Origin of the sequence: Mycoplasmopsis primatum ATCC 25948, assembly GCF_000702785.1 — a bacterium.
Taxonomy (GTDB): Bacteria; Bacillota_I; Bacilli_A; order Mycoplasmatales; family Metamycoplasmataceae; genus Mycoplasmopsis; species Mycoplasmopsis primatum.
Genome location: NZ_JNJV01000035.1, coordinates 1 through 7,526, shown reverse-complemented (window position 1 = coordinate 7,526; position 7,526 = coordinate 1). Strand labels below are relative to the sequence as shown.

Sequence of the window (7,526 nt, the reverse complement as noted above, 5' to 3'; positions counted from 1 at the left end):
ACCTAAAAACCTAAAATTGATAGGTAAATTTTCGGTTTTTTAGGTTGGTTTATAATTTGAATAAGTGGCTCAATTTGATTGAAAATTCACAAAAAATATTTTATAAAGCAGGCTAATTATTCCGCTTAAAAAGCAAAATAAAAAGCAAAATGACATATCATTTTGCTATACGAAAGATTTTTATTAAAATACTATAAAACAGATTGATTAATAAAATTAATAGTCAAGAAAAGATGAATTATTTAACTAATTCAATAATTGCCATAGGGGCATTATCGCCCTTACGGTTAACTAGTTTATAAATTCTTGTATAACCACCATTACGTTCTTTATATGATGGAGCAATTGTCTTTGTTAATTTTTCTAAAATATTGCACTTAGCATTTGGACGAATAACACTAGCAATATGACGAATGTTTGCTAAAGTAGGGTTTTTTGCTTTGGTAATTAATTTTTCAGCATGTCTGCGCAATTCCTTTGCACGCATAAGAGTAGTTGTAAGACGACCATTAGCAAATAATTCACTAATTAAAGTTCTCATAACGCCTTTACGTCATTTTGTATCACGGGCGTAAATTTGTGTTGGATTAGCCATTATTCGTCTCCTTTGCTAAATGTGAAGCCATTTAATTTTAAGCATTCTTGAATTTCATCAAGTGATTTTTTACCAAGGTTTTTAGTTTGTTCTAATTGTTCTCATGTCATAGCAGCAATTTCTGAGGCTTTAGTTTTACCAATTCTTTTCAGCGCATTAAGAGAACGAACTGATAAACCTAATTGAGTAATGTCAACATCATTTTCAATAACTTCAGTTTTTGCTTCTTTTTCTTCTTCAAATACATCAAGCGACATTGAATCAACATCACCAACAGTCATAAAGTGTGCAACTAAAATCTTGCATGCTTGACTAATAGCGCTTTTAGCTTCTACCGTTCCATCTGTTACGACTGTAAAAAGCAATTCTTCTTCAATTTTGTTACTTGAAGTATTTAATTCTTGCACAATATATGAACATTTTTCAATAGGACTGAAATCGCTATCTACTGCTATAAATAAGCCTTTTTTGATGTTTGATTCAATTTTTGAACCAAAGAGAGAATCATTTTGAATAAACTTTTTGTTTTCTTCATTAGAAATAAAACCACGACCAGGACGTAAATATAACTCAATATTTAAAGTACCTTTTTGAATATTAGCAATATGTTGACTCTTGTTGATGATTTCAACTGAAGGATTTGCTAATTCAATACTTTTTGAAGTCACAGCTCCAACTTGATCAGCTTTTAATGTTGCCTTGATAATTTCACCATCTTTGATAAATTTTGAATTATATTGAAACTTCACTTTTCTAAGATTCATAATAATTGCAGTAACATCTTCTACGATTCCAGTAATAGTTTGAAATTCGTGACTTACTCCTTCGATGCGAATAGCAAATAATGCAAGCGAAGTTATGTTTGATAAAAGCACTCTTCTGAGAGCAACGGCAACAGTATTGCCAAAGCCTCTTTCAAGTGGCTTAAGTGAAAATGTTACTTCATTGGGATTTGATTTGTTTGTAGAGTTACTTACTTGTAAGTAATCTAATTTAGACATTCTTTCCATAAGTTATACTCTCCTTTTATCTCATTTTTTCACGTTTAAGAATACGTTTTGGAGGTCTTGTACCATTGTGTGGAACTGGTGTTACATCTTTAATTTTAGTAACAATAATGCCTGAAACTTCAATTTGTTTTCTAGCGGCATCTTTACCTGCTCCTAGTCCTTTAAGTTCAACTCTTACGCTTTTAATACCTTGTTCTTTAGCTGCTTCAGAAGCTGCTTGGGCTGCTAAGCCGGCTGCATAAGGAGTTTTCTTTTTTGTTCCTTTGTAGCCAATTGCTCCTGAACTACTTCATGCAATTACATTGCCTTGTTCGTCTGCAAATGTTACGATTGTGTTTTGGTTTGTTGAGTGAATGTGTGCCACACCTTTTGTAATGTTTTTCTTTTTAGTTTTTTTAGCTTTTGTTACTGTAGCCATAATAATCTCCTAAAATAAATTATTTAGATTTTTTACCAGCAACAGTCTTACGAGGACCTTTACGGGTTCTAGCATTACTTTTTGTGCTTTGGCCTCTCACTGGCAAACCTTTACGGTGTCTAATTCCACGGTAGCATTTGATTTCCATTAAACGCTTAATATTTAATGAACTTTCTCTACGTAAGTCACCTTCTGTTACATAACCTTTTGCAATTTCACGAATAGCACTTAATTGAGCTTCTGTTAAATCTTTAACTCTAATGTTTTCGTCAATTTTTGCTTTTGCACAAATTTCTTGTGCACTTGTTTTTCCAATTCCATAAATGTAAGTTAATGAAATAACTACACGTTTATTATTAGGAATTTCTATATTTAAAATTCTAGCCATTTAAAATATCCTATCCTTGTCTTTGTTTGTGCTTAGGAATTGAGCAAATAATTCTAATCACGCCTTTACGTTTAATAACACGACAATCTTTACAAATTCTTTTTACACTAGCTCTAACTTTCATAAATTAGTCTCCTTATTTGTTGTGCCGATATGTAATCCTACCACGTTGCAAGTTGTAAGGACTTAATTCGACATCAACATCATCTCCAGGCAAAATCCTAATATGATTAACACGCATTTTACCGGAAATATTTGCTTTAATTTCTTGACCACTTTCAAGTTCTACTAAATATTCATCTGTTGAATAAATTTCTTTTACTTTTGCTCTAATTTTAATAGCGTCTTTTGCCATTCTTGATTAGATTCCTTTCGTTAATACAACACCATAACCATTTTCAATTAAAACTGTATGTTCATAATGAGCAGCATTTAAATGCTCTGCACTAACAACAGTTCATTTATCTTTTTTAACACGAATGCGATTTGATTTTTGTAAAATCATAGGTTCAATACAAATCACCATTCCATCACGTAATAATGGACCAGTGCCTGGGACTCCAGTGTTATAAACGTATGGGTCTTCATGCACTGATTTGCCTATGCCATGTCCACAGTACTCTTCTGGTGTGTATAAATTATTTTTTTTAATAACCTCACCAATAGCATAACTAATATCGCCTACCCTAGCACCTGGCTGGATAGCTGCTAGTCCCGCTTCAAAAGCTTGTTTGGCTATATCAATTATTTTTTGGTCACTTTTGCTAATAGTGCCTACGCCTTTTGTAAAAGCACTATCGCTATTATATCCTTTATAAGTGCACCCTAAATCAATTTTAATTATGTCGCCATCTTTGATTACATAATTAGATGGGATGCCGTGGATTAACTCGTCATTAACAGAGATACAAGCAGTAGCTGGAAAGCCGTAAAGGCCTTTAAAGGCTGGCTCTGCTCCTCTTTTAACTATTTCATTAAAAGCATGACGATCTAACTCTTTTAATGAAATTCCTGGTCTTACAAGATCAAATAAAATTTGTTTAACCTCTGCCAGGATCTCGCAACTTTTTTTAATTAGTTCTATTTCACGAGGGCTCTTAATCAAAATCATAGATTAATTCCTTCCTAATTAAAGCATTTTAAATTAAAATACCAAAACAAAAAAATTATTTTTGTTTTTTTATAATATCACTAATTGTTTTAACAATTAATTTAGCTGATTCGTCTGGATTGCCACTAGCATCAAAAGCATGAAGGTTATTTTTATAATATTTAAGTAAGGGCTCAGTTTGATTAGCATAAACTTCAAGACGTTTTTTGACTGATTCAGGTGAATCATCTTTGCGTGTTACTAATTCATGATCACACTTATCGCAAATATTTCCTTTTGATGAAGGCATAAATTCAACATGAAAGCTTGCTTTACAATTAGGACAAAAACGACGACCGCTTAATCTTTTTAAAATCAAGTCATCAGTTGCTTCTAATTCAATAACTTTATAGTCAAATTCCTTGATGGTATCTAAAAAATGACTTTGGCTTATTGTTCTAGGATAACCATCAAGAATAACTGTTTTATCTTGTAATGCGTAATTTTCAAGTGCTTTTTTAACTATTTGATTTGTGATTTCATCGGGCACATATTGACCCGATTCAACTAATTTAGAAACCTCAATTCCTAATTTGCTTTTTGATGCTATTTCAGCTCTAAAAATATTACCAGTCGATAAATGAACCATCCCATATTTTTGAGCAATTATAGCGGCAATAGTTCCTTTTCCAACACCTGGTGGCCCCATAAAAACTAAATTAGTTAATTGAATATCACCTTGTTTTATCATAGCAAACCATCCTCGTTTTTGTTAATTTCTGAATTTGGACTTTCAAGTGGACTTACTCCATATAGATGACTATCATCATAAGTATCATTTTTATTATCAGCAATATTTTCTGAAACAAGACGAGAAATACGTTTTTGCTTTGCTAATTGACTTGATTTAATTCTTGCTTTAAATTGATCAAGTGTTTCAATTGCAACTGATGCTAAAATCATCATACTAGTTCCACCAAATGACATAGCTGACGGAATACTAAGAATAATAACCATTAAGTATTGGAACGAAACTAAAAGAACCAAATAAAAAGCACTAAATGTTGATAATCTCATCACCACGCTTATAAGATAATCTTCAGTTTGCACACCTGGTTGAATACCAGGTATAAATGTGGAATTCTTGGTAAAGTCTTCTGCAATTCTATCAACTCTTGACTGTTGTAAACCCATAATGAATGAGAAAAAGAATGTAAATAAAACAAGTAAACTCAAACCAAGTGGTTTTGAAAAGTCCATATGCTCTCTAATTCAAATTCCGGCATTATTATGGCTTGGTAATATTCTAGCAATTAATAGTGGAAAAGACACAAACATAGAAGCGAAGATTATAGGCATAACACCGGCCGGATTAAGCTTAATAGGTAATTTACCCATATCTTTGATGCTTTTACTTCTACCAGCTCCTATTTGTTGAATTGGTATATGTCTTTCAGCAAGGTAAATAATTACAATAACAAATAGTAAAGTCAAGTAAACAAATAAATAAGTTAAAAATTTAAGCATTCCAACAACAATAGCTGAACTTTCTGAATCGCTTACATAGAAGCCTCATGCTGTTTTAAATTGAATAGGCAATTGGAAAACAATACCAATAAAAATGATTAAACTTGTACCATTTCCAATACCTTTATTTGTAATTTGTTCAGCAATAAATAATGAAAATAGTGACCCTCCAATTAAAATAATTGGTAATAAAAAGTAAGTAACTAAATGAATATTAAGACCGTATGTATTAATTTTAATAAAGGGATTATCACCACTACTTAACGCTTTGGTAAGCATAAATGCTTGTGGAAAAGCTAAGAATAGTGTTAAAACTCTTGTGATTATATTAATTTTTCGCCTTCCCTCAGGTCCACTTTGCGACAACTTTTGGATAGCTGGAAAAGCTTTAGTTTGTAAAAGAGACATAATTAATGATGCATTAATGAAAGGACTAATACCAAGAGCAACTAATGAAAATTGTCTTAAACCACCACCACCAATCATATTAAGAGTGCTTAAAAAAGTATCATTATCAATTGAATTATTAACGCTTAAAAAACTAACAAATGGCGACTTAATAGCGGTCATTATTAGATAAATAGCAAGCAGTAAGGCAGTATATAAAAATTTTTTAGTTATCTCTTTAGAAGATCACCATTCTTTTCATTTCTTACCAAATTTATAAAAAAATTCGCGTGCTTTTATTCCAATTTTCTTCATGAAAACCCTTTCTTTTTTAGCTCACACTTCTTTTTGCTTAAATAATAATTTATAACAAAGTGCATTATCTATATTACATCTAATTAAAAATATAAATTATATTATAGATTAATACTTAAATATTTTAAGTAATTAATATGATAAGACATAGAAATTAGATTTTGATTACATAATAGATTTTTAAATAATAGATTTGATTTACAACAATTGTGCTGATTCGCGTTTTTTATACTGGTGCTAATGAGTGTGTGAAGCAATTCATTTTTAATAACTTATTTGATTAATCATTTTTTTACTAATTTGACTGTTTTATAGTAAAAATATCTAATTATTACCTTGTTGTTTTGCAAATATATTAGTGGTAAGAATCTCGTCAATTACTAAATATTTTTATTGAACTATATTTCAATAATTAACAATTAAATTATTGTAAATAAAATGATATTACAATAACTAATAACGACATAAATTATTTTGTTTTTGATTGCTGTTTTTTTAGTATTAATCAATGCTGTTTTATAAGCGCTACTTCATTATGAATAAAAATTATGCGCGCAAATGTTGGCATAAATATATGTAAATACTTCCATATTTTTTGATATATAATAACTAAAAAATGTAAAAAAAATAATAAATGATATATGCGTTGCGTCTATTATTTATAAAAAAATTTTACAAGTAGGAGTTGAAATGAAAAAAATACATAAAATATTACCATTAGTTTTAGCTAGTGTTGCAATACCAACTGTTTTTGCTATTATGCCTATTAGTTGTAAAAAAACTAATCCAAATGAAAAACCAAATGAGCCCATAAAACCAAATGAGCCCGCAAAACCGGATGAAAATAAACCAAGTAATAAACCCGCAATAGAAGTTGATGAAAAATTAAAAAATATAAATGAATGAGTCACTAACGAATTAAATGAAAATTTATCTGTAATTAGTGGTAAGGAAAAAGAATTTCAAGAAGCTATTAAAAATGAAAATAGTTTTTGATATGACAGATACACAGGAAAAGTTATAGTTACAAAAAAAGGCAAAATGCCTAATTGATCTAGTAACAAGAATTTTATTTTAGAATTTAAAGGAATTAATATTCCTAAGAACTATCAAGTAGTTAATGTTAATGAACCAACCTGAGATAATGGTCAAAAATTATCAAGCAAACTTGATTATGTAATTGATGAAGACAATAACATTATTTTTAAATATAAAGGTGCAATTTATCAAGGTAAAAATAAAAAACATACCATTTCAACAATAATTGGTTCATCTAATTTAGGAAAAATTATTGATGCTGATACATTGGCTAAAATGGAATTAATGAATGAAAAAGCTAATAATGAAACGGTGTTTGATTATCCTAATAAAGCTGAAACCTATTTAAAAGATGCAGACTTAGATAATATTATTAAACAAATTCCTGAGGGTTATGAATTAGCAACTTACAAAGCAGTTAAATGTGAATTTTCAATCAAATTGAGCCACTTATTCAAATTATAAACCAACCTAAAAAACCGAAAATTTACCTATCAATTTTAGGTTTTTAGGTTGGTTTTCTTATTCTTTGTGTTGTTTAATAAAACAAAATATGCTTTAACTAATGTTAAAACATTTTTAATTACATATTTTTGCGCTTAGGCTAAGCATTAGCTTATTTATTATGTGTTAAGAAAAATAAACATTTTGATTTCAATTTAAAAATGAATCATAGAATCTAAAAATCAATTATTTGTGATAAATACTCACGCTCTCTTTTTAAATCTTCAAATATCTCATCTAGCATAAATATTTCT

Annotated in this window: 10 protein-coding genes; 1 reads left to right on the top strand and 9 read right to left on the bottom strand. The window is 29.6% G+C overall.

The features are described from left to right. Positions 1 to 238: 238 nt before the first annotated feature. Genes rplQ through secY form a run of 9 tightly spaced genes read right to left on the bottom strand, consistent with a single transcriptional unit; the run spans position 239 to position 5,730 of the window. On the bottom strand, positions 239 to 595 hold the full coding sequence (gene rplQ / locus T386_RS0103695; protein ID WP_029513789.1) for a 50S ribosomal protein L17: 357 nt from the start codon (positions 593 to 595) through the stop codon (positions 239 to 241). Then, positions 595 to 1,605, bottom strand: coding sequence for a DNA-directed RNA polymerase subunit alpha (locus T386_RS0103690; protein WP_029513788.1), 1,011 nt, complete (start codon positions 1,603 to 1,605; stop codon positions 595 to 597). The genes rplQ and T386_RS0103690 overlap by 1 nt, the downstream gene beginning before the upstream one ends. A gap of 16 nt (positions 1,606 to 1,621) precedes the next feature. Beyond that, positions 1,622 to 2,023, bottom strand: coding sequence for a 30S ribosomal protein S11 (gene rpsK / locus T386_RS0103685; protein ID WP_029513787.1), 402 nt, complete (start codon positions 2,021 to 2,023; stop codon positions 1,622 to 1,624). Between the two features lie 19 nt (positions 2,024 to 2,042). Then, positions 2,043 to 2,411, bottom strand: coding sequence for a 30S ribosomal protein S13 (rpsM, locus tag T386_RS0103680; protein WP_029513786.1), 369 nt, complete (start codon positions 2,409 to 2,411; stop codon positions 2,043 to 2,045). 10 nt (positions 2,412 to 2,421) lie between these two features. Then, on the bottom strand, positions 2,422 to 2,535 hold the full coding sequence (rpmJ, locus tag T386_RS0103675; protein ID WP_029513785.1) for a 50S ribosomal protein L36: 114 nt from the start codon (positions 2,533 to 2,535) through the stop codon (positions 2,422 to 2,424). A gap of 12 nt (positions 2,536 to 2,547) precedes the next feature. Then, positions 2,548 to 2,766, bottom strand: coding sequence for a translation initiation factor IF-1 (gene infA, locus T386_RS0103670; protein ID WP_029513784.1), 219 nt, complete (start codon positions 2,764 to 2,766; stop codon positions 2,548 to 2,550). 6 nt (positions 2,767 to 2,772) lie between these two features. Further along, positions 2,773 to 3,522, bottom strand: a complete 750-nt coding sequence (map, locus tag T386_RS0103665; protein ID WP_029513783.1) for a type I methionyl aminopeptidase — start codon at positions 3,520 to 3,522, stop codon at positions 2,773 to 2,775. A gap of 55 nt (positions 3,523 to 3,577) precedes the next feature. Further along, positions 3,578 to 4,252, bottom strand: a complete 675-nt coding sequence (locus tag T386_RS0103660) for an adenylate kinase family protein (RefSeq protein WP_029513782.1) — start codon at positions 4,250 to 4,252, stop codon at positions 3,578 to 3,580. Then, a complete protein-coding gene (gene secY, locus T386_RS0103655) occupies positions 4,246 to 5,730 on the bottom strand; it encodes a preprotein translocase subunit SecY (RefSeq protein WP_029513781.1) in 1,485 nt (494 codons plus the stop codon). The genes T386_RS0103660 and secY overlap by 7 nt, the downstream gene beginning before the upstream one ends. Positions 5,731 to 6,420: 690 nt before the next feature. Between secY and T386_RS0103650 the strand changes: the two genes are divergently transcribed. After that, positions 6,421 to 7,233, top strand: a complete 813-nt coding sequence (locus T386_RS0103650) for a phospholipase D-like domain-containing protein (protein ID WP_029513780.1) — start codon at positions 6,421 to 6,423, stop codon at positions 7,231 to 7,233. Positions 7,234 to 7,526 lie beyond the last annotated feature (293 nt).